Origin of the sequence: Paenibacillus sp. FSL A5-0031, assembly GCF_001956295.1 — a bacterium.
Taxonomy (GTDB): domain Bacteria; phylum Bacillota; class Bacilli; order Paenibacillales; family Paenibacillaceae; genus Pristimantibacillus.
The window spans coordinates 43,019-64,764 of the sequence record NZ_MRTD01000007.1 but is presented as its reverse complement, the minus strand read 5'-3'; the positions used below and the strand labels follow the sequence as shown (position 1 = coordinate 64,764).

The window sequence follows — 21,746 nt, the reverse complement described above, 5'->3', positions numbered from 1 at the left end:
CTTTTGCGATCGATCGAAGGTTAAGTTAACACGGGATTTGACAGCAGTCTACTGTGAAAAAAACGATTAAGTGTACTTTATTTGAAAGCCCTTGCAACAAATAGGACTTCGGTTTTATAACTATAATGTACAGTTCCTACAAGGGGGTCTTAAAAAAATGATTACCAATTATTATTTAGCACCAAATGGTAACGATAACGCACACGGAAGCTTGGATGATCCATTCCTGTCGATACAGAGAGCGCAGGAAGAAGTACGTGAACAAATCAAAAACGGAATGAGTCATGACATTACGGTTTTTTTGCGAGGCGGCCTCTATGAACTAGATGCCCCGCTTCGTTTCGATAATAGAGATTCCGGCAGAGACCGCTGCCATGTTCAGTACACCAGCTATCCGGGTGAGAGAGCGACAATTGCTGGCGGCAAACAAATTACAGGTTGGACGCCTTATAAAGGAAAGGTTTGGATCGCTAAGCTGGAGAGCGGCATCCACTTTCATACCCTTTATGCGGATGGCCAACGAATTCATCAGGCTCGGCTTCCAGCCACTGGTTATTTTGAGACCGAGAAGCCCTCTGTTCACCATGATGAACAAAATAATAAACAAGGCATTCACTATCGCAGCGAAGACTTGCCCTCTCATTATGATTTGACAGGGACTCAGCTTTACGTCTGGCCAGGTGAAGGAGAATGGAATTGGTTCACGGAAACTAAGCCAGTCGCCTCCAATAGTGTAGAGCGCCAGCAATTGGTATTCGAAAGTGACGCCACATGGCCCATTGGAGCAGGTTCGAGGTACTATATCCAAGGTTCGCTCGACTTCCTCCAAGCGCCTGGTCAATTTCATCTTGATAAGGCCTCTGGCACGCTTTACTACTATGTTTCAGATGACGTGTCAGATCCTAACAAACAGACTGTCATTGCGCCAACAATTAAACGTCTGCTTGATATTAACGGGGTAAGCCCGCTGGAACCCGTGCAAAATATTAGCTTTACAGGACTGACGTTTGCGTGCACCGATTTTTTTCGCGAATATCGCATGATGGATGATAATGTCGAGCAAGCGGAACACCGCGAGGGCTTAATCTATATCAACCATGCGAGGCATATCCAAGTTACCTCCTGTAAGCTGGAACAGTCCGGAAGCTGCGGCATTTATTTGGACCACTACACATATGACATAACGATAAATAGAAATGACATCCGACATTTTGGCTACATCGGCATTAGTTTGAATGGGTTTGCACCGGGAACTGGTCCATTCACGAGCCCTATAGCCTCTTATACAAATAGTTATCACAAGATTAAGAACAATCGAATCGAGCATGGCGGAGAGCTCGTTGGACATGGCTGCGGCATCCTGCTCTACCAGAGCGGAAACAATGAGATTACGAACAATTTGATTGCCAACATGCCAAGATACGGTATTTCCTTGAAGGGTCTTCGCCATAAAACGATGCCCTCTGAGCTTTACGGAATTCCCGTCACTTGGGAAAATCATTGGGATTTCCTTCACAGCAGAAGCAATCTTATTGCTTATAATGATATCTCTAACGTGATGACAGACAGTCAAGATGGAGGTTTGATTGAAGCATGGGGTGTTGGGAGAGGCAATGTCATTCACAGCAACTATCTCCATGACAGCGGCATCCATTTTTCTTTTGGGTTTGGAATCTATTTGGATGATGCAGCCGATGATTTTACAGTTACGAACAACATAATCAGCAGCCTTTACAGCACTGGCGAAGGCAAGCTGTGGATGCTTATTTTCTCGAAAGGAATCGGCAATCGCATAAAAAACAATCTGCTTGTTGCTAATCCTGATGCGATCTCGGCAATCGGCTCTCAGGAAATGGCTGATGAAGAAAACAAACATATCGAAATATGCAGCAATATCATATACAATTCAGGATATTTATATTATTTTGTTAATTATAGCGATGAACGGTTCAGCTCCTCCGACCGCAATCTTTATTGGATGAACAATAAACCATGCATAATAGCAGGTAGTCTCCCACTCCTCGCAAGCGGAGAAGATTCCCTTGGAAGACAGGAGTACAGCTGGGAGCAGTGGCGTATGCTCGCTCAAGGCAAATACGATAAACATACCATTCACGGGGAGCCCTTGTTCCAGTTTGCTGAGGATGGCGACTACCGCCTGCATCCAAGCTCGCCTGCTTATCAGCTAGGGTGGAGCGATATCGAGTTCGAGAAAATTGGACCCAAATAATCAGGATCATAATAGGGAGGCCTGGATCGGATGAAAGTATTCGGATTTTACAAATCCAAAAAATATTTGCAGCGAGTCATGTTCTCCATTATGGCTACGATGGTCATTGTGCTTGTTTCATCATCGATAACCAACACGTACATTCTTGAAAAATCGGTTAAAAACATTCAAGAACAGTCCAATTTAAAGGTGCTCTCGCAAATTCAGTACAATCTTTCCTACATGAACGATATTATTACGAGGCTATCGAACTTTGTATACCGCGATCACTTTCTAATTCCTCTTATGTTCAACGATGATTTGCCAAAAATGGACCTGATTCGCGGCCATAGACAGATGTCCAATATCATGGAAAGCTCCTCCTTTCTGCACTCCATGGTCATTTATAACAAATCACAATCCAAGCTGTACGGCACAAGCAGCAGCCTGCTGCTTGATGGCGGCATTACGGATCAGCGTATCAGGAGTATGCTGCTGGACCCGAAACAGCCGCAGCCAACCAATCGATTAATTCCGATGAGCCTTGAGCAGAATGATGGTCTAATCGATACTTTTGCGTTTATAGTCACCGATTCCTTGAAACCGTTTACAAAAAATAATTCAGCTATCATATTGTTTATTAAATCAGATTGGGTATTCGACAGCCTGCAAAAAATGAATGTGGCTAGTGATCGTGATCAGGGATTGATATATATTCAAACGCAAAATGGAAAGCTTTTATCCTCCGATCCGAGTGCACCTTTCACTGCTTCACAAGATCAAGCGAAGGTGAATGAGCTTGTCCTTGCTCACAAAATAAATGAAAGCCATTCCGCAGGGTTCTTTATCGGCAAGCTTTCAGGAAAAAAGGAAATGGTCACCTACATGGAAGACGGTCTCGGCACTTGGACCATCCTCTATATCCAGTCCTATGACAAGCTGATGGGCGAGGTGAATCAGACACGGAATCAATCGCTGCTTTTGTCAGCATTGTTCCTGCTGCTCGCGATCGGATTGTCGGTAGGACTCTCTTACAAGCTGTATAATCCGATTGAAAATATGCTGAAGCGAATTCGTCCTCATCTTCAAAGTGAGAAACAAAGTGCTTCCGGCGTAAGCGATGAGCTGCTCCTGATGAGCGATAATTATATGAGGCTGTCAGAGAAGCTGAGTGAAATTAGCTCCGAGCAAATCGTGAGCAAATATTATATCCGCCGATTTTTATCGGACAGTCAGCTTTTCTCCGATCATGATATGCAGCATCTCATCGAAAAGCACGATTTAAACATTTCTGTCAAAGATGAGCTGCTTGTCTGCGTGTTGAAGATCGACCACTTTGCTGCCTATGACAACAGCATCACTGGCGCTTCGAAAAAGCTGTATAATTTCGCCATTATTAATATTGCTCAAGAAATTATTCGTGAACATTATCTTTGCGAAGCTGTCGAAATTCGAGGCGATCATGTCGTACTCATTTTATCCTGCAGCGATAAGGGTACGACATTGTCTTTTCAACAAGTGGTACGACAGCTGCGCGAGATTCAACAAATGATCGAACATTATTATCACATTTCACTTTCCTGCGGGATCAGCGACATCATCTCACAGTATAGTTACCTATCAACGGCTTATACGCAGGCTCTGCGGTTTAGCCAGTATATGATTGTAAAAGGTTTCAAAGCGATTATTACGTCGGATGACATTCAAGAAAACCTGGGAAGCAAGCAAATGTCGTTGCCTGATTCGATTGAGAAGAAACTTACGGAAGCGCTCAAGAAAGGTCAGCTAACGAATGCCGGTAATGAGCTTGAGAAGGCATTCTCCCTCATTTCCACCTTTCAGTATGACGATATGATTCGGGCGGTATCCAATCTAGGATGGGTCATTAAAAATGCATCAAGCGAAATAAACGATAATCGGATCGTTCCTTTCTCTGTTGATCTGGATTACATTCATCAGATTTCGCAAGAGAAAGAGACGCTTGAGGAAATGTACCTCTCTTTGCTCTCGCTTTGTGCAAAAATCTGCGAAAACCAGCGCCCAGCAAATATGGAACGAAATGAAATGATGCTGGAGACGGTCAAAGAGCTGATTGAACAGAAATTTCCAGACATTAATCTTAGCCAGCAATCCATTGCCATGAGTGTAAAGCTATCTTCCGCATACATTGGCAAGCTCTTCAAAGAGAATTATAATATGTCGATTACGGAATATATTAATGAGGTACGACTAGGTCATGCCCAATCCCTCTTGGAGCAAAACAACTATACGATTACAGAAATTATGGATAAATGCGGATACGCTAATCAAAGCTATTTCTTCCGCTTGTTTAAAGGAAAGGTCGGCAGCACGCCAAAGGAATATCGGATGAAGAAATCAATCTCATAAATCTTTATAATCAGCTAAAAAGGTCCTTCGTTCACTGCTTTCAGTGAGCGAGGGACCTTTCTATATCCTGTGATATCGATGAATATTCACAAAATCGAATATTTTACACTCACGAAATACAGTAATTCGCAAAACCTATTCTACCCGCCGTCGTTTCTACGTGGCATGATGGGCATCAGAACAGGAACGCTTCAGATGGAGGAGATCGCAAGTGGCCAAAACAGAGCTCGGAGCTCCTGAGCTAACGACAAGGGGCTCGAAGAACAAGGTCGGATGGCTGAGCAAGGAATGGAAGCATTTGAAAAAAAACCGGGAGCTGCTGCTGCTCGCTATGCCCGGCATATTATTTAAATTTGTAATCGCCTACATTCCTATGATTGGACTCATCCTTGCCTTTAAGTATTTCAGGTATGATCAAGGAATTTTCGGCAGCAAGTGGATCGGATTCGATAACTTCGAATTTCTATTCAAAGCCCAAGATGCCATTCGCATTATCCGCAACACGCTGCTCTACAACATTTCTTACATCGTTCTAGGAACCGTTGCCGCGCTTCTGCTCGCCCTTCTTCTTAATGAGCTTAGCGGGAAGCTTATCAAGCTCTACCAAACTACCATGTTTCTCCCATACTTTATTTCTTTTGTGCTAGTCGGATACATTACGAACGCTTTTCTGGATCATAAGGGAGGTTTCCTCAACACCATAATCGGTTGGTTCGGATTCGAGCCTCACAAGTGGTATTTGGAAACAACGCCATGGATCTTTATCCTGCCGCTCGTTGCTTTATGGAAAGGAATTGGTTTCTCCACTTTGGTCTATTACGCAGGAATTACCGGTATCAGCACCGATTATTACGAAGCAGCTAGGCTAGACGGCGCTTCTCGCATCCAGATGATGTGGCGAATTACATTGCCGCTGCTTAAACCGCTTGTCATTATCCTATTCATATTGGGTCTTGGCAACATATTCCGCGGTGACTTCGGCTTGCATTATTTTGTCCCTAATAACGTAGGACCGAATTTTCCTACAACGGATATTATCGATACCTATGTTTACCGCGCTTTAACTAAGCTTGGAGACATTAATTCAGCAGCTGCTGTCGGCTTCCTGCAATCCGTCGTTGGATTAATTACCGTAGTATCTGCAAATTATTTGGTGCGCAAAGCGGATAAGGATAATGCATTGTTTTAAGATTGGAGGAATCTTTTATGCCTAATACTAAAGGCTTTAATTTTATGAATGGGTTCATTAACATCTTTCTAACCATTCTTTGTCTTATGATTGCCCTTCCATTCGTTCTCGTTATCATCATTTCATTAACCTCTGAGAACAGCCTTGTACAGAATGGCTATCAATTTTTTCCCAAGGAATGGAGTATGGAAGCCTATCGTATCGTCTTTCAAAAACCCGACCCGCTGCTTAAAGGATATCTGGTCACCATCCTAATCACAATTGTCGGTACGGTCTTATCACTCCTGCTGACTGCGATGACAGCGTACCCTATTTCCCGAATGGACTTCCGTTACAACCGTCCGATTACCTTCTACATTTTCTTTACGATGCTGTTTAATGGCGGGCTCATTCCATTCTACATCATGATGACGCAATATCTGCATCTAAAAAACTCTTTGCTGGCTTTGATCCTTCCAACGCTGCTCAGCCCTTTCAACATTATGATTATGAAAGGTTTTCTAGATAAGATCGGCAAAGAAATCATTGAATCAGCAAAGGTAGACGGCGCCAAAGAATTCCGAATCTTCTTCCGAATTATTTTACCCTTGTCGACACCTGCTCTAGCAACGCTAGGTTTATTCATCTCTTTTGGCTACTGGAATGAATGGTTTTATGCCCTGCTGTTCATAGACAATGATAAATATATCCCGCTTCAATTGCTGCTTGTTCGCATTCTGTCTCAAATTGAGTTTTTGGCTAATTCTCCGCTCGCTCAGGTAGCCGACAAGCTGGCTTATGCCAATTTCCCGACTTTATCCGTTCGCATGGCAATGGCAATTCTTGCAGGCGGGCCGATGCTAATTATTTTTCCTTTTTTTCAGAAGTATTTCGTAAAGGGTATTACGGTAGGTTCCTTGAAAGGATAAGGAATGACTACTGTGCCATATATAAAATTATATAAATGGAGGGTTTAATGTGAAAACAACAAAAGCAGCGTTACTACTCAAATGCTTCGCTCTAGTGCTTTGCTTGGCGATGATCGCAGCATGCTCGAACAATGGCAATACCCCTGCAAACCCAAGCACCAATGAGCCAAGCAAAACGGCAGAGAATACGCCGGATGCGACTGCTTCCGCAGAACCATCCCTTCCTGAGGCTAAGCTGACCTTCATTTATCCGGTATCCGCAAATCCTGGTCCGGATCAAAAGCTGGTCAACGATGAGATCAATAAATATTTAAAAGAGAAAATCAATGCGACCGTTGTGCTCAAGCCGCTGACGTTCGATGAATACGAGCCTAAGCTCAATGCCATGCTCGCAGCTGGAGAAGAATTTGACCTTGCGTGGAGCTCGAAGGGCTGGCTTGGCAACTATCAGCCTTATATTGATAGAGGGGCGTATCTAGAAATTACAGATGATATGATTAGCAAATATGCACCAGAAGCGCGCGCTAACATCCCTGATAAATTTTGGCCGGATATGCTTGCCGTTGATGGCAAGGTATATGGTTTCCCAATCTATCAAGTAGCGGCAAAAACAAAAAGTTTAATTATCCAAAAACGCTTCATCGATAAATACAATCTTGATGTGAGCACGATTCAATCGTACAAGGATATCGAGCCTTTCCTAAAGACATTAAAAGAAAATGAGCCCGGCATTATTCCTCTCGGACTTGCACAAAATTCTTGGGGCTTGTACAGCGATCGCACAAAAGTAGGTGACGGGCTTGTTCTAAGCTATGCGAAAGACGATGCATCGCTTGGTTATATTGGGACATTGCAAACGCTTGATGAGAAAAAAGGATACTACGATGATATGCGAAGATGGTACCAAGCAGGCTACATTAACGAAGATGCGCCAATTATACAGAACATCAATGACTTGAAGGGCAAAGGCAATGTTGCGGTCTCGCTGGAGTTTACGTCCAAACCAGGCGGTGAAGTTGGCGAGATGGCTATAAACGGCGGAAACGAAGTCGTGTATGCTCCAATCGCCGACAGCTATTTTACAGGAATTGCGGGAGCGATGCATGTCATCAATAAAAGCTCCAAAAACCCTGAACGCACATTGATGCTTATTAATTTGCTTAATACGGACTCCTACCTCTACAACTTAATTTGCAATGGTATTGAAGGCAAACACTATAATAGAGTAGATGATAAAAATATCGAACCGATTAAAGATTCAGGTTATGCGCCAAACGGCGACTGGGTATTCGGCAATCAGTTCAACGCCTTCCTTAAGCCAGGCCAGGCCGCTGATACATGGGAGCGGACGATCGCGCTTAATGACAGCGCCCTTGTGCCTGCGACTAACGGCTTCGGCGTGAACGAAGAGAACATCAAAGCTGAAATAGCTAACGTAACGGCAGTTAACAACGAATATCAGGCCGCTCTCGAATCCGGATCGGTGGACCCCGCTAAGGAGCTGCCAAAATACAAAGATAAGCTCATTGCCTCCGGTCAAGAAAAGATTCAAACGGAAATCGCTGCGCAATGGGATAAATTCAAGCAAGAAAAAGGGCTAATAAAATAATAGCGATACAAAAAGAAGCTTTGCAGGAACGATACACCTGCAAAGCTTCTTCATTCGTCTTAAATTAAAACCAGCTATCCTCGCCGGCGGTTTGGGCAGCCGTTTGAAGCTGCGGTGACAATAAAACTTCCTCCGTACCGTCAACAGCGGCAGTAAGCAATTGATTATAATTAGGAATTAGAGCCTCAATCTTCTCGACGATACGAAGATTCGGATTCGTACTTGGCGATTTCGGCAAAAATAACGTACAGCAATCCTCATATGGCAAGATCGACGTTTCGAACGTCCCGATTCTCTCCGCCATCCGAATAATTTCATGCTTGTCCATCATAATTAACGGCTTAAGCTGCGGCAGATCTGTTGCTCGACCAATGACATTCATGCTCGGCAGCGTCTGGCTCGCAACCTGCCCTAAGCTCTCGCCAGTAACGATACCGTTTGCCCCATTGCGCTCTGCCAGCTGCTCTGTGATCCGAAGCATCGCCCTTCTCATTAACGTAATAATAAGATTATCGCTCTTCGCTTGTACTAGCGTAGTTTGTATTTCGGTAAACGGCACAAGATGAAGCTTAATCGGCTCCCCGCTGAAATAGGATAATCGCTTAGCAAGCTCGATTACCTTATCTTTCGCCTGCTCGCTGGTGAATGGGTAGCTATGGAAATGCACAGCCTCCACTTCAAGACCTTTACGCAGTGCCAGCCAGCCTGCAACAGGACTATCTATGCCCCCGGATAGCAATAACATAGCTTTGCCATTTGATGCAAACGGAAATCCGCCAGCGCCAGGGATGACATCGTAGAACACGTAAGTAGCTTCCGCTTGAATATCCACCCGCAGTTCAATTTCCGGCTTGCTCACGTTAACTTTAAGTCCTGGCATTGCACGTAGAACATGCCCGCCAACCAAATGATTCATTTCCTGCGAATTATGAGGAAACTCTTTCCAAGCACGTTTTGCGCTCACCTTGAACGTTTTGGGCTGCTCTGGCAAAGCTTGCATAAGAGCTAGCGCAGCTGCTCTTATTTTCTCAAGATCAGCCTCTGTGCTGACAACTGGACTTAAAGAAACGATGCCGAACAAATCCTTCAAGCGATCTGCTATCGGCTCATAGGGATGTCCATTCAGCTTGACATAAAGACGTCCAAACGATTTGAAATAAGTAATATTATCATAAGAAATTAATGCCTGCTTTACTTGATCAAGCATTCGTTTCTCGAATTTGTTCCGATTTCTTCCTTTTACCATTAAATCTCCATAACGGAGCACGATCTGATCATAAAGCAAAATTAAGTCAATCTCCTCTCAAGCGGCTTAAGTTGTGCGACAACATGACGCAGTGCAGCTCCTAAGGCTGCAATATCCTGCTCTTCATGCTCGTCTCCGAGACTAATCCGAATGCCGCTGCTCGCTTGCTCATGACTTGCACCGATGGCAAGAAGCACGCGGCTCGGCTTGTCATCCTTAGAAGAACATGCCGATTTCGTTGAAGCCATTATACCACGTTGCTCTAACATATGGATGACAACCTCTGGCTTCATGCCCGGATAGGAGAAATGTATAATATGGGAAGCAGACGGTTCTGCCCCGTTCAGCTTAAGCTCTGGAATTTGCTCAATATGCGTTAATAGCTGCTGTTTGAGCACTTTCAATCGCTTTTCTCTTTGCTCCATCGAAGCAAGCGACATGCGCAGCGCCTTCGCTGACGCAACGATAGCGGGTACGTTTTGTGTTCCAGCGCGATGCCCATACTCCTGGGAGCCGCCACTAAACAAAGGGGACAGTGTAATGCCATCACGCACGTACAAATAACCTACGCCTTTGGGACCACGAAGCTTATGAGCCGAACCGCTAAGCAAATCGATGCCCCACTTTTCCAAATGAATCGGCAGCTTCCCAATACTCTGAACGGCATCGACATGCAAAATGACCTTCGGATATCGTTTAAGCAACTTTGCAATGTTCTCGATTGGCTGAATGGAACCGATCTCGTTGTTAATATGCATCACGCTAACGAGAATCGTTTCCTCAGTTATTGCCGCTTCCAATTGCTCAAGCTCTACATGACCCGACCTGCCTACTTGCAAATAGGTGACATTGAAGCCTTCTTGCTCCAGCTGCGCAAAAGATTCGTATACGGAGGCATGCTCAATTTGTGTCGTTATCAAATGTTTGCCTCGTCCAGCGTACTGACGAGCAGCACCCTTTATCGCTATATTATTTGACTCTGTACCGCCGGAAGTAAATACCCATTTCCCCTTAGAGGTTTGCATCTGCTCAGCTAGAACAGCACGCGAGCGTTCAATTAATTTGTCAGCGTCAGTACCCGCACGATGCAGCGATGAAGGGTTCGCATACTGCGACTTCATCACTTCCATCATGGTCTGCACCACTTCTTCATACGGCGGTGATGAAGCACAATGATCAAAATATAACATTTTCGATTTATCTCCTTTTCAAAAAGAAAAAGATCATCGATTGCTCCCGCCTGCATGACGGATCGCTAAATCGTGATCTTATTGCTGTCGTTCTACTTGGCCTGAAGCACCTTGGCAACATAGCGCTGCGTCTCTTCTGGCAACGCTTCAAGATTTTCTATTAGCTGCTCGTTCGTTTTTATTCCTGCACGGTCCACTCGGCCCGGTCCTGCATTGTATGCAGCCAGAGCAACCTGCTCATGTCCATTATACTTGTTTAGCAGCATCGATAAATATTTAGTTCCGCCATCAATGTTTTGCGCGGGATCAAAGGAGTTGCTAACGCCTAGACCTCTTGCTGTTCCATCCATTAGCTGCATCAGGCCCTTAGCGCCTGAACCTGACTGTGCATCTGCGTTAAAGCCGGATTCGGTTTTAATTACCGCTTGAATTAATGAAGAATCTACGCCATATTTGGCTGAAGCCTGTTGAATAAGCTCGTCATAAGCAGATGGAGAGCTGTTAGACACGCCTTGACTGCTAAACGACAGATTAGGCATGCCGCTAAGTGAACTCAGCTGCGCGAGCGCATCTGTTGGCATGACTTGTGCCAATGCATTATTTTCAGAAGAAGTATCGGTCATATATTGGGATAAAAGAGTATCAAATAAGGATGCCGAGCCATCGCCTGTTGTCGCTTGCAACGGATTAGTAGCTGCTTGTAAATTTACATTTGGTGAAAGCTGAAGCTGCAATAATGTTTTGATTATTCGAGGGTCAATACTCATCATATCCTCCTAGCTGAATCATTATGTAAGTTTGTTACGTGTACTTTAAGTATATCGGTTTTAATTGTACATGTTTTTAGAGCAAACAGCCAGTTCCTCCTCATGAATCCTTTCAATGAGCGGCATTGCCTGTTTTATCGTTTGACACTCCAAATATTTCACATGCCCATCCTCTGCAAGCGGCAGCTGCTTTCTGGGATTCTGCCAAATAGGCGTCCATACGGCATAAAAAAAGATCGTCCCTATAAATAGGAACGATCTTTGGCTCAAAGCTAATATATAAAATAGTGCTTATTTAAATACTTTCACACGCTCATCGATCGGTTGATACGATTTTTCGCCTGGAGCTGCTGTTGGTTTGCCAAATGGCATTTGAGCAACCAGCTGCCAAGAATCCGGCAATGACCATGTCGTTTTTACTTCTTCATCAATAAGTGGATTGTAGTGCTGAAGCGAAGCGCCGAAACCTTCATTCTCAAGCGCCGTCCATATTACAAATTGATGCATGCCTGAAGTATGCTGCGACCAGATCGGGAAGTTGTGAGCATATGCTGGGAAGTTGGCCATCAAGCCGTCAACGACTTGTTTATCTTCAAAAAACAATACGGTACCGTATCCGCTTTTGAAAGCGCCCATTTTTTGCTCAGTTGCCTCGAATTGATCAGCTGCAATCATATTGCGAAGCGTATTCGTCGTAATATCCCACAATTTATCATGATTTTCACCAAGCAATACAACTACACGAGTGCTTTGTGAATTAAATGATGATGGAGTATGTTTAACCGCTTCATGTACCAATTCAACAATTTTGTCATCGGAGATAACGGCCTCCTTGCTAATACCGTAGATCGAGCGTCTTTTACTTACTGCGTCCAAAAAAGCTTGTGATGTCATTTTTTTCTCCTGCCTCTCACATGTTGTGTGTCTTCCATCTGTGAACTAAGTATCCGCCTTAAAAGGCAGTTACAAATCCAAATAAATTTAATTACTTTACGTAAGTAACTTTATTGTATTGGAGTGCACTTGTCAAGACCAACAGGTTCATTATTCCCCCTGCGTTCTTAATTATGATTCAGTGACAGCCTCTTCACCTTTGCCATTAATTTCTCCATTCTTTACACGCCATTTGCTATTTATCCACGTAATAAAAAACGAAATGGCTCCTAATATTAACAGTACACCTACCTTGTAAAGTGCCTCTTGCCCGCTTAAATCCATAAGTATCGCCTTAATCGCAACGATAACAAGAACCGCAGAACCGAATGCACGAAACAGCAGCTCGCGATAATAAGCCCCCCACAAAATTAGCAGCAATGCATAGCAGCCCCAAGAAACAGACAAAGCTAAACCTAAATAACTTGAAGCGGAATCATACATATATTCTGTGAAAATATTTTCAATTTGCCTTGTCAGCAATCCGCCAACGATGAGATGGGATAACAGCGCATACACACGAGCAAGCATCCGATTCGCTTGATCAGTGAGCTGGGGAATGACAAGCTTTCTAGAAAAGAAGAAACCCAGAGCAGCCAGCACCATCCATGCAATGGCCCCCCAATTCAGAAACGGGATGTACCTCCCAAACCATTCGCCGCGAGGAGTGTCCCAAGTGACTACGTACCAATAACATCCGACCACAAACCAGATAGCGAGCGAGGCGATGCTCAGCAGGTTCCAGCGCTTACTATAGCCGATTGCTGCTGCTATCGCAGCTATGCAGCCCCATAGCAGCACCGTAATTAAAGGCTTTGACTCATACCCGCCGCCAATGCTGCTTACCGACACGAGAATCAATAGCAAACCGCCAAGAAAGAACACTCCTGAGGATGGCGTAATCTTGTTTGTTAGCAAATAAATAACGAAACCACCGATTAAATAAACGATTCCGATAAAAGAGAGTATGTACCCATAAGCCACTTCACCGTTCAAAATAAATAGTGCCCAAAATCCAAATAAAATGCCATTTATCGCGTTCATATACAAATCGATGCCCTCAAAGGATAACTTATTGCTCCAAGAAGAGACCATCAGTCCGATTGTATAAAAGAGAAAAGCTGCGAGCGCATATCGAAACGGCATACTCAAAAGCCTTCAGTCGATGGATTATAATGAATGAAATATACGATATACATCAGCCATGACCCGATGAAGCTGATAAACCGAAGCTCATGCCAATTGCGCGAGATGCTGAGAAATAGGAATGCAACATTCAATACGAGCAGATAAAGAAATAAAGCAAATACTTGATCTGTTTCCGGCCTCATAAGCAGCGGAGATAATAAACCACCCAGCATCGCTATATTCATTAGCAGCCGAGACATAAACTTATACGCATAAACGGATATTCCAATGGTTACTGCACTCATTCCAAGCAAGACGGTCATTGGGTCCCACAGCCGGTAAAAAATTCCCGCAAAAGAAAACGTCGCATACAAAATGCAAGCCGCCATGCCAATCAAGATTTCACCAATCGGATTGCGCGGCAGCCGGCTAGCTAGCTTCAAGCCGGCTGCGCCTACACCCGCTCCGCATAGCATACCAAAGCCAATTTTCATCGACTCTGTAATCCAGCCTTGAACTATCGAATATTTGAACAACGTAATAAAAGCAGCCATTACGAACAATACCCCAAGCAGTGAAGTCCAGTGTCTATTCACCATTTCCTGCATCTCTTTCACTTTCCCACCTTCTCTCTGTTAATAATAAATTCATTCATGATGTTACTGAGCAGAGCTGCTTGGTTTAACGAATATTAGGCGATCGAGCAGCCTTACAGCGGCATATAGCAGCAAAAATATAACAAATGCAATAAGCTCCAGCTGCAGCAAATACCATGGCCATGGCCCCAGCATATCAAGCAATGAGGCTGTACCCGGTTTTTCAGCTAAAAACATAAAGTTTGTTTTACCCGATGCCACGTTCGTAATCGCAGCCGGAATAGCGAATACATGCAGCCAAAGTTGAGCCTTCACTACGGAAGAGAAAGTCGGTCGATAGCGTTCTACTACGACGATAAATAGCGCTGCGCTAACGATCCCTATATGTGCAATGAAAAATTGAAAAAAACGAAAATGCGGAAACGCTTCGTCTAAATTGGGGGTTAACAGCGCCTGCAGCGCCCCCATGCTTCCAAGAAAAAATAAAGCATCATACAGACTTTTTGGATTCCAAAGCAATACGACCGCGCTAACCAAAAGCATTAAGCTGCAAAGCTGAAATGGCAGCGAGCCTACTCCCCAATTATCATTGCGGATATAAGATAGCTGAAGCGAGACCTCGCAGCATATTAGCAAAATAGCCAGCCCGATTCGTACCATCCTATTTATTCTCGGCACTCTCATTCGCTTCCGGAAAACGATAATACAGATAATGGCTGCAACGAGAATGGCCAATGCCCCAAAATGAGCAGCCGAGAACATTTCAAAATCCATCGGTTATGCCTCCAATCTGTTGATGTAAGCGTTCTTCTACTATCTATTTTGTAAAAAATGACATAAAAAAAATAGTACCAACTTTACATGGTACTATCCTCGTCCTTTTTCTTATGAAATAAGCCCATCTCTTTGGCTTTATTTGCTGCTTCGCGCGACCCGCTTAAATTCAGCTTTTTTAATATATGATTAACATGGTTTTTGACGGTACGAATTGATACAACCAGCTTGTCGGCAATCTGCGGCTGGGTATATCCTTGATCAATTAAATCAAGCAGCTGAAGCTCAGACGGCGTAATGAGATCACCGAGCTTCTTCGCCTCGAACTCGCGCTCCATCTGCTTCAGTCGGCGGAATTCCTCGCGCATCCGTTCTGCTACAGCCGCATTGATGGGGGATTGGCTCCGGTATGCCGAGCGTACAGCTTCAGGCAAGCTTTCAAAATCAGATTTGATTTGGTAATCGATAGCTCCCGCTTGGAACGATCGAAAGATAAGCTCCTTCTCCTCCATTGACGTAAGCATGATGACCCTTGCTCCGGTAGCTATTGCCGCCTCCTCAGCGAGCAGAACGCCTTCGGGCCTTCCGTCAAGCATGATATCCATCAGCACCACATCAGCAGGCACAGACTGCTGCATCCCTTCCATAAGCGCTTGTCTTACATCGTCAGCCCTGCTGGCAGTCCAAACTACTTCAATATCTTGCTCCTTGTTTAAATAAGCGACAAGGCCGCGCAGCCAATCACGATCATCCTCGACGATCCATACCTTGATTTTATCCATTTGCTTCCCTCCTCTGCGTAACATGTAAATCTATTTTTGTAGCTTGAACATTCCGTTTCGGAAAAGTCATGTAGACAGAGGTTCCAACGCCCGGCACGCTTCGCAAGCCAAGCATTCCTTTATGCTTGCGCATCACATGGTACGCATAGGGCAGTCCGAGCCCAAAATTAGTGTCACTGCCGCTTTTGGTCGTATAGAACGGCTCCATTACCTTCGTTATCTCACTCTTATCCATGCCAAGGCCCGTGTCTCTAACCTCAATTATAAGTTCTCTTTTGGTCTCGCTTAACAGGATAGACAGTTCGCCTTTATCTTGCATGGCCTCCAAAGCGTTGGCTATTATATTGCCTAAAGCCTCGCTTACCTGCGCGGGGTCGATGCGGCAGCTCCAGCCTTCGTTTAACACGCTTTGCAGCTTGATGTTGCCAAGGCTCTGGGCGTATCCTTTCATCGTCTTCTCGATAAGCGCTGCAATGTCGGTCACTTCAACACGGAGCACCAAATCCTCTGTTCGACGATGAACCCGTTGCAGCATCTCCTGCATATGGCGAGAAGCGTTCAGCACCGTTTCAACATCCGCCAGCAGCTCTTGTTGATCGGTTTCGATGGCATAAGCTTTCATCTTCTCCGAGAAAAGCCGCATTTTTCCTGCATCGTTTTTGATCGCATGATTAAGAATGGCAGTTCCTGAGGTGACTGCTCTTAACGTAGAATCGTATCTGCGGCGATCGATCTTCACCCGCACACCCATGAAACCATAGGTGAATAATGCAATAACAAATACAGTTACGGCTAATCCAATGATCCATGTATTATAAACCCACATCCGCAGCATGCCGAAGCTCGGAAATACGTAATTCATGACCATACAGAACATAACCGGCGGCAGCACGGTTGAACATATTATCCAGTGTGTGCGAGAAAAAGAGGCATGCAGCTGCCGCTTGAGCAGTACCTGAATCGCCCCGTACATAATATAAGGAACCGCCCACCATACAACAATCTTGAACGAGATGGGATACATCGTATTATAAAATGGCGTAAACAAAACACATAAAACAATCGGAATTAACAGTAAAAAGGGCATAAGCTGCTGCAGCCGTTTTGGAAGCCGTACTGGTTTGTACGCTATAGCAAACAATGCAAAGGAATACGGCAATCCGTAGTAGGAGGTCAACGAGGAGAACGCTTGCAAGCGATAAAGAAGCTGCTGCGCTACTTGATTCATTCCTGCTTCCGCTGCTGCTGGCAGCCATTGCAGGTCAAGCACGGCAGCAAGCGCACCAGCTCCTCCGCTAAACGCCACAGCGCCTAACCAATGATTAACGGATGCTCGCCGATCGGAGAGCCATATAATGGCTGCAATAGCCCACAAAGCAATAAGAACGAATAGCATAACGCAGCTCCTTCATAACAACTTTACTCTTTGATTTCTATTGTAATGGGAGACCATTCTCCAATAACAGTCTGTCCGTGCACCGACACGCTGCCCTCCGGCGACAAATCCTTTTCCGTCATAATGCCTAGCGCAACGATAAATTGGTTAAATTTAACCGGAACATCACGTTCTCTTCGCACTTCTTGGCCATTCACAAAAAATACGACTTCATCATTGGTGCGATTGTACGTAATTTTGTACGTATTAAATTCGCGCGCCGCAAAGTTTGTGTCTTCCTTAAACACACAGAAATATCTCGTTTTATCCGTCTCCGGCACCTTTACTCCCGGAAAAGGAAGAACGGCATATACACTTGCATATTTGTCATTTCCGGCAAAAAAGTCGAGCGCACCGCCCGTCGTGAAATCGAGCAGATTCAACGAGACGAAACCATCATAAAGATCATCAGGCGCTGTATTTTGCGAACGTGCGCGAATTTGCAGCTCAAAGCTAATCTCACCGGATTCAGGTACAAGAACAGGTTCAGCAGAATAATACATATGCTTAGCATTATCCAGTATTTGAATTTGATCGTTCGAGCGGCTAAGCGGTGCTCTTACATACAGCAGTCCATTGCGAACAATGACAACCGCATTAGGCTCCCGGTACTGCCAGAAGGTTCCGTCTTGCAGCGGAAAACCGCCGATTTTCCATACTTCCCCTTCATTTAGAATCGTATGGAAATCTCCTAAAGTCCATTGTTTCTCCATATCCATGACCTCTTTCTAAGTTGTATGTTTTAAATAAGACCTTGAATAATTAAGGCTACGATTAAGATTACTCCGCATCGCATCGTTGCTTTCAGCGAGGCACCCATAAGCGGCACGTATGCAGTCGATACATTATTTGATGATAACCTGCCGTATACCAAATATAAAGGTATTGCTGTTGGCAGCGCCAGCAGCCCGTAAATAGGCAATGCTTCCACGACCACGCATAGGATAAGCGAAATATAGGCGAGAAAAAGCAAAACGCGCGAGAAAACGAGTGCTCTCTTTTCTCCCCAAACGACGACTAATGTTCTTTTCCCTGCTTGACGATCAGCCTGCCAGTGCAGGAAATGGTGATTAAACAATATTAGGGTAGTCAAAAGTCCTATTGGGAGCGATAGCCAAAATGCGCGAGAATCTAATTCTGAGGTTTGTACAAAATAAGCGCCTACGACAGGCAGTATGCCGAAGGAGATCAAGATCGCGACTTCACTGTAGCCTTTGCCGCGGTATCCGAACTGGATCGGCGGAGCTACATAGAAATAAGCAATTAACGCCCCAAGCCCGCCAAATACGAGCACCGGCCAGCCGCTTGTTATACTAAGTATAATGCCGCAAATTGCTGCAATGCCAAATAATGTCCATGTTACGGTCGCAAAGGTGCGTATGCTCCACGTCCCTTTTGTCAAATAGCCAGAGTTGGTTGCAATTACCCCTTCCGTCGATTGAGCGGCCGTATCCGTACCGTTGTAATAATCCCATAAATCATTAATCATATTAGAAAATAAATGGGCTGTTCCTGCCCCAACTATGGTGATGATAAATAATAAAGGATTGAAAATGCCGTTCCACACAAAAGCCCCCAGCGCACCTAACGCCACGGGAATAAGCATAACAGGAAGAACGCTCAGCCTGGATGCTTTCATAAATTGTTTAAACATAAGCTGCCACTGCCCTCTCTGTTGTCGATCGTTCAATTGAACCACTTCCATTTGCTATACGTCAACACATGGATTAAAAATGGCTTAGTTTTTGAACTTGTTTAAGCTTCTGTTTGAGCAGCTCGGTGCAATAACGATTTTGGTTTCTCTGATCAAAAGCAGCAGCTAATTGTTCGGTATCCTTTACAATCATCTCATACGTAATATCGCTGCTGACATTCAGCTTTCTCCGACGGTTTTTCGCATGCCACAATTGTAGAAATGCTCTAGCTGAAATCATATACAACAACCGATCCCAGCCTACTTTCGTATCCAGCGCATATTGTACGGTTTGTTCAAACCATTTGGCGGCTTTATGAATGTCGGTTGCTGTGTAATAAGCAAGGAAGCTCCCATATTCACTTAAGTAACCAGGGCCCTTTAACAAACGCGCGCCTTTTTTTGCCATCTTTACAGCTTCATCTGCTTGCTCCGTCTCAAGGAGCGGGAGAAGCAGATGGCTGTATGTATTTTGCGGAATGGATTTGCAGGTCATTCGACCATCCATAATAGGCTTCATAGCTTGCAGTCCTCGCCGATATCTGCCAACTGTAAAATGATAGTAGCCAAAGCCATTTTGCTCACAGGCGCTGCAATCAGACATTCCATCTCTAGCCGTCTTGCGCCAAAGCTCATAGTTTGCTTGAGCCGACTCATGATCGCCTTGAGATAGCGTGTATCGATGAAGACATTGATAATATGGGCGCAGGCTGTGACCGTATTGTAAGCATTTTGCCTTAAAATCATTAAAAATCGAAGTGATTTGATCCGTACCAAATTGCGGAAACCGCCAAATTTGATTAACAAACCATTTATAGTGCCAAATGAGGGTGAAGCTCGAATAAGCAGCCGGATCTTTTTCAAACTGAGTTAAGCACCAGGTAAATGAAACAAGAAATCGCTCTTCATAGCCCGAATCAAGCGCTGCCTCGGAATAAGACATGCGAGCGTAATAGGAATCTTCCTTCGTCATATGCAAATCGGCTATCCGAATAGCCTCCTCAAGCACCGCAAGCTTCTGTTTTCCCTGCGGCAAGCTCCATGCCTCGCTTCGCAATTGATCATATCGCTGTTTCATAGCTCTCGCTCACCAGCCTGACTAAGACCGATTTCCAGCACCTGCATAAACGATTTGTTCATTAACTTCAGCTCCTCAGGGCCAAGAGGATATTGACCAAGCAGCAAGGCCTGCGTATAAACGGTCTCAATACTTAGCTTCTGCATATCCGCATTCTGACAAGTCATAACACGCTGCATAAGCGGATTATTAAAGTTGTAGCAAATCGTCGCATATGGCACCTCATATAGCTCATGGATGACGACATCCACAATATTTGCGAACAAATCATTAGCTTCATCTTTCGTTTGCTCTGCCATTCTCAGAAAATTCACTTCATCATTTGTATTGTATAAAGCGGCCAAATCTACTGGCTCAAATCGCTTTACCACGCTTCTGCACTGAAATGGAGCTAGCAGCTGATCCGAGAGCTCCAGAAAGGAAAGAATGCTTTTATGCTCCGCGGGAGTTATCGATTGGAAGACGTTCGAGAAATTAATCGGATCTAGAACTAACGCCTCAATATCCTCATCCAGCTCAGGTAGCTTGCGCACAAGTTCAAAATCATGGACATAACCGCCGTTAATAACCATCACATTTTGCGCCTTGGCAACACGAGCCACTTGGCGGAATTCATCAAGCGTGGAAGATACAACGATACGTTTGTTCTGTTCCAATATATCGCTCATCTTCATCATGCCAAATGAAGTCTCAAACGACAAGAAACGGATAAACAATCGATAAAGCTCATCATCTTCGGCAGCCATCGCTTTAATGGAAGCAGAATGAATAACAATAATTTTCCCGAATAGTTCAGGGTTTGATTCTGAGAGCTGAATCATATGCTGTTTAATGTTTTCGCCAATTTCATCCTTTACGGTATGAAAAAGCTCATTTTCCATAAATGACTCCCGAGAAGCCGTTGGTCGAAGTCCATTCGTATTCATGATACACGTAACAAAAAAAGCCCAATCCGGGAGCATATTGTTAACTTGATCGGAGAGCAGCATGCGTTTCATATACACCTTATGTTTTTTCTCGGCTTGCAAGCTTACAGCATAAGGAAGAATATAAGCGACACCCTCAAGCTCACCAATTACTGATTTTAAAGGTATAGCATCCAAGAAGGTTTGATACAAGTGATCTTCGCCATAGGTGAGCGCATCACTGGAGTTCATGGACCACGGAGGATTTTCCTCGTTAATCCTAATATCTGATTTCCCTTCGGACAAATGAATCGGAACAGGCAGGAACTGACCATAGTGACTCATTAACTCCATCACACGATCCCACTCATAGTAGTCCTCGTAACCCTCCTTGCATGTCAAAAACACGGTGGTACCGATTGGAGCATCCTTCTCAAGCTTGCGAATCGTGTACGTGCCGTCTGGCCGCCCGCGCCATTCTAAAGTATCGCCTTCTAGAGCGGAGCGGGTAATAACAACGATCTCGCCGCTCACTACGAAGCAGGACAGCAAGCCCACGCCAAATTGTCCAATATAGTCATCTGCTGAATCCATTTCGTCACGCTTGGAGGTACTTCCGATTTGAGCCAAAAAAAGCTGGATTTCGGATTCGGACAAGCCTATCCCATTATCGTGAACGGCAATCGTTCGAGAACCGTAAATTTCAACTGTTACGCGTGCATCAAAGCGATGTCCAAGCCGTTTGCGTGCTGTAATCGCATCAACGCCATTTTGCAGTAATTCCCTAATGAACACGCCCGGGCTCGAATATAAATGCTTTGAGAGAAGCTCGATCATCCCTTGTAAATTAACTTGAAAGTTCATTTCGCTCATCCTGTCTCCCATAGTGGATCTGTTTTGTATTGGTCTATTCCAT

At 44.6% G+C, this 21,746-nt stretch carries 18 protein-coding genes; 5 read left to right on the top strand and 13 right to left on the bottom strand.

Going from position 1 to position 21,746, the window contains the following annotated elements:
• The first annotated feature begins 157 nt into the window (after positions 1-157).
• From BK120_RS13960 to BK120_RS13940, 5 genes are all read left to right on the top strand, one after another.
• Positions 158-2,230 (top strand): right-handed parallel beta-helix repeat-containing protein, encoded by a 2,073-nt coding sequence (locus tag BK120_RS13960; RefSeq protein ID WP_076268129.1) that lies wholly within the window; start codon positions 158-160, stop codon positions 2,228-2,230.
• Between the two features lie 30 nt (positions 2,231-2,260).
• Positions 2,261-4,597 carry a helix-turn-helix domain-containing protein gene (locus BK120_RS13955; RefSeq protein WP_076268128.1) on the top strand — a complete coding sequence of 779 codons (2,337 nt, stop codon included), beginning with the start codon at positions 2,261-2,263 and terminating at the stop codon, positions 4,595-4,597.
• Positions 4,598-4,808: 211 nt separating this feature from the next.
• Complete coding sequence (locus BK120_RS13950; RefSeq protein ID WP_256710890.1) at positions 4,809-5,786, top strand: ABC transporter permease; 978 nt, start codon at positions 4,809-4,811, stop codon at positions 5,784-5,786.
• 17 nt (positions 5,787-5,803) lie between these two features.
• Complete coding sequence (locus BK120_RS13945; RefSeq protein WP_076268127.1) at positions 5,804-6,694, top strand: carbohydrate ABC transporter permease; 891 nt, start codon at positions 5,804-5,806, stop codon at positions 6,692-6,694.
• Between the two features lie 49 nt (positions 6,695-6,743).
• A complete protein-coding gene (locus BK120_RS13940) occupies positions 6,744-8,303 on the top strand; it encodes an ABC transporter substrate-binding protein (RefSeq protein ID WP_076268126.1) in 1,560 nt (519 codons plus the stop codon).
• Positions 8,304-8,367: 64 nt separating this feature from the next.
• Here BK120_RS13940 and thiI read toward each other — a convergent pair whose 3' ends face one another.
• The 13 genes from thiI to BK120_RS13875 form a co-directional block, all read right to left on the bottom strand.
• The gene (gene thiI, locus BK120_RS13935) at positions 8,368-9,588 is read right to left on the bottom strand and encodes a tRNA uracil 4-sulfurtransferase ThiI (protein ID WP_076268125.1); all 1,221 of its coding nucleotides are present in this window, start codon (positions 9,586-9,588) and stop codon (positions 8,368-8,370) included.
• 2 nt (positions 9,589-9,590) lie between these two features.
• Complete coding sequence (locus BK120_RS13930) at positions 9,591-10,739, bottom strand: cysteine desulfurase family protein (protein WP_076268124.1); 1,149 nt, start codon at positions 10,737-10,739, stop codon at positions 9,591-9,593.
• A gap of 92 nt (positions 10,740-10,831) precedes the next feature.
• Positions 10,832-11,509, bottom strand: coding sequence for a lytic transglycosylase domain-containing protein (locus BK120_RS13925; RefSeq protein WP_305953883.1), 678 nt, complete (start codon positions 11,507-11,509; stop codon positions 10,832-10,834).
• A 288-nt stretch (positions 11,510-11,797) separates the two neighbouring features.
• Positions 11,798-12,400: a nitroreductase family protein gene (locus BK120_RS13920; RefSeq protein ID WP_076268122.1), complete on the bottom strand. Its 603-nt coding sequence runs from the start codon at positions 12,398-12,400 to the stop codon at positions 11,798-11,800.
• Positions 12,401-12,571: 171 nt separating this feature from the next.
• Entirely contained in the window at positions 12,572-13,585 is a 1,014-nt protein-coding gene (locus BK120_RS13915; RefSeq protein WP_076268121.1) for a DUF2339 domain-containing protein, read from the bottom strand.
• Between the two features lie 2 nt (positions 13,586-13,587).
• Positions 13,588-14,175: a DUF2339 domain-containing protein gene (locus BK120_RS13910; RefSeq protein WP_256710902.1), complete on the bottom strand. Its 588-nt coding sequence runs from the start codon at positions 14,173-14,175 to the stop codon at positions 13,588-13,590.
• A gap of 51 nt (positions 14,176-14,226) precedes the next feature.
• Positions 14,227-14,937 (bottom strand): YwaF family protein, encoded by a 711-nt coding sequence (locus BK120_RS13905; RefSeq protein ID WP_076268119.1) that lies wholly within the window; start codon positions 14,935-14,937, stop codon positions 14,227-14,229.
• Positions 14,938-15,020: 83 nt separating this feature from the next.
• Complete coding sequence (locus BK120_RS13900) at positions 15,021-15,719, bottom strand: response regulator transcription factor (protein ID WP_076268118.1); 699 nt, start codon at positions 15,717-15,719, stop codon at positions 15,021-15,023.
• Complete coding sequence (locus BK120_RS13895; RefSeq protein ID WP_076268117.1) at positions 15,712-17,115, bottom strand: sensor histidine kinase; 1,404 nt, start codon at positions 17,113-17,115, stop codon at positions 15,712-15,714. Before BK120_RS13895 ends, BK120_RS13900 begins: the two co-directional genes overlap by 8 nt.
• A 23-nt stretch (positions 17,116-17,138) precedes the next feature.
• Positions 17,139-17,867 carry a DUF6081 family protein gene (locus BK120_RS13890; RefSeq protein ID WP_076268116.1) on the bottom strand — a complete coding sequence of 243 codons (729 nt, stop codon included), beginning with the start codon at positions 17,865-17,867 and terminating at the stop codon, positions 17,139-17,141.
• Positions 17,868-17,896: 29 nt separating this feature from the next.
• Positions 17,897-18,808, bottom strand: coding sequence for a prenyltransferase (locus tag BK120_RS13885; protein WP_076268115.1), 912 nt, complete (start codon positions 18,806-18,808; stop codon positions 17,897-17,899).
• A gap of 73 nt (positions 18,809-18,881) precedes the next feature.
• Entirely contained in the window at positions 18,882-19,925 is a 1,044-nt protein-coding gene (locus tag BK120_RS13880) for a hypothetical protein (protein ID WP_076268114.1), read from the bottom strand.
• Positions 19,922-21,703, bottom strand: coding sequence for an HSP90 family protein (locus BK120_RS13875; RefSeq protein WP_076268113.1), 1,782 nt, complete (start codon positions 21,701-21,703; stop codon positions 19,922-19,924). The genes BK120_RS13880 and BK120_RS13875 overlap by 4 nt, the downstream gene beginning before the upstream one ends.
• Positions 21,704-21,746 lie beyond the last annotated feature (43 nt).

What these genes read in the sequence shown, in the direction of transcription:
- BK120_RS13960 (WP_076268129.1), top strand. Translation starts at nt 158, where the DNA reads ATGATTACCAATTATTATTTAGCACCAAATGGTAACGATAACGCACAC.
- BK120_RS13955 (WP_076268128.1), top strand. Translation starts at nt 2,261, where the DNA reads ATGAAAGTATTCGGATTTTACAAATCCAAAAAATATTTGCAGCGAGTC.
- BK120_RS13945 (WP_076268127.1), top strand. Translation starts at nt 5,804, where the DNA reads ATGCCTAATACTAAAGGCTTTAATTTTATGAATGGGTTCATTAACATC.
- BK120_RS13930 (WP_076268124.1), bottom strand. Translation starts at nt 10,739, where the DNA reads ATGTTATATTTTGATCATTGTGCTTCATCACCGCCGTATGAAGAAGTG.
- BK120_RS13925 (WP_305953883.1), bottom strand. Translation starts at nt 11,509, where the DNA reads ATGATGAGTATTGACCCTCGAATAATCAAAACATTATTGCAGCTTCAG.
- BK120_RS13920 (WP_076268122.1), bottom strand. Translation starts at nt 12,400, where the DNA reads ATGACATCACAAGCTTTTTTGGACGCAGTAAGTAAAAGACGCTCGATC.
- BK120_RS13915 (WP_076268121.1), bottom strand. Translation starts at nt 13,585, where the DNA reads ATGCCGTTTCGATATGCGCTCGCAGCTTTTCTCTTTTATACAATCGGA.
- BK120_RS13910 (WP_256710902.1), bottom strand. Translation starts at nt 14,175, where the DNA reads ATGCAGGAAATGGTGAATAGACACTGGACTTCACTGCTTGGGGTATTG.
- BK120_RS13905 (WP_076268119.1), bottom strand. Translation starts at nt 14,937, where the DNA reads ATGGATTTTGAAATGTTCTCGGCTGCTCATTTTGGGGCATTGGCCATT.
- BK120_RS13900 (WP_076268118.1), bottom strand. Translation starts at nt 15,719, where the DNA reads ATGGATAAAATCAAGGTATGGATCGTCGAGGATGATCGTGATTGGCTG.
- BK120_RS13895 (WP_076268117.1), bottom strand. Translation starts at nt 17,115, where the DNA reads ATGCTATTCGTTCTTATTGCTTTGTGGGCTATTGCAGCCATTATATGG.
- BK120_RS13890 (WP_076268116.1), bottom strand. Translation starts at nt 17,867, where the DNA reads ATGGAGAAACAATGGACTTTAGGAGATTTCCATACGATTCTAAATGAA.
- BK120_RS13885 (WP_076268115.1), bottom strand. Translation starts at nt 18,808, where the DNA reads ATGTTTAAACAATTTATGAAAGCATCCAGGCTGAGCGTTCTTCCTGTT.
- BK120_RS13880 (WP_076268114.1), bottom strand. Translation starts at nt 19,925, where the DNA reads ATGAAACAGCGATATGATCAATTGCGAAGCGAGGCATGGAGCTTGCCG.
- BK120_RS13875 (WP_076268113.1), bottom strand. Translation starts at nt 21,703, where the DNA reads ATGAGCGAAATGAACTTTCAAGTTAATTTACAAGGGATGATCGAGCTT.